General features: G+C 45.4%; 1 protein-coding gene. It reads right to left on the bottom strand.

Annotated elements, in window-relative coordinates; genetic code table 11:
* On the bottom strand, positions 1-436 hold a 436-nt coding region (locus GO013_RS16760), incomplete at both ends, for a retropepsin-like aspartic protease (RefSeq protein ID WP_163813187.1).

The following is a 436-nucleotide window of genomic DNA, read 5'->3' as shown; positions in this document are numbered from 1 at the left end:
GATTTTTGAGGAGCCTTGCCTTTATCTTTCTGGAGATTTTCAGCAAGGGGTGCTATTTCCTCTTCTTCTTTTTCTCCTTCATACATCTGGGAGTCTGCGAAGTGGACTTCTTTTCCTTTGAAGGGTTTTCTGTCCGCAAAGACTCGATGTACCATGCCATCGTCGCCAATGAACTTGATGCATTGATGTAGAGTTGAAGGGACAACACCATTCTCGTGTATCCAAGGACGTCCGAGAAGGATATTGTAGCATGAAGGGGTTTTTATTGCATAAACAGTGACCTCAGAGATAAGATCACCGATTTGCAACTTGAACCTGATTTTACCGATAGGCCTCTGAGTGCTCCCATCGTATCCAAAGATAGACACTGATGTGTGGCTCAACTTGCTGGGTGGGATGCCCAACTCTTCAAGAGCCGAAGTGGAGATGAGGTTGA

It is taken from the genome of Pseudodesulfovibrio sp. JC047, from assembly GCF_010468615.1.
Classification (GTDB): domain Bacteria; phylum Desulfobacterota; class Desulfovibrionia; order Desulfovibrionales; family Desulfovibrionaceae; genus Pseudodesulfovibrio.
Note: the sequence above shows the minus strand (reverse complement) of the source record. Positions and strands in the feature narration are given on the sequence as shown.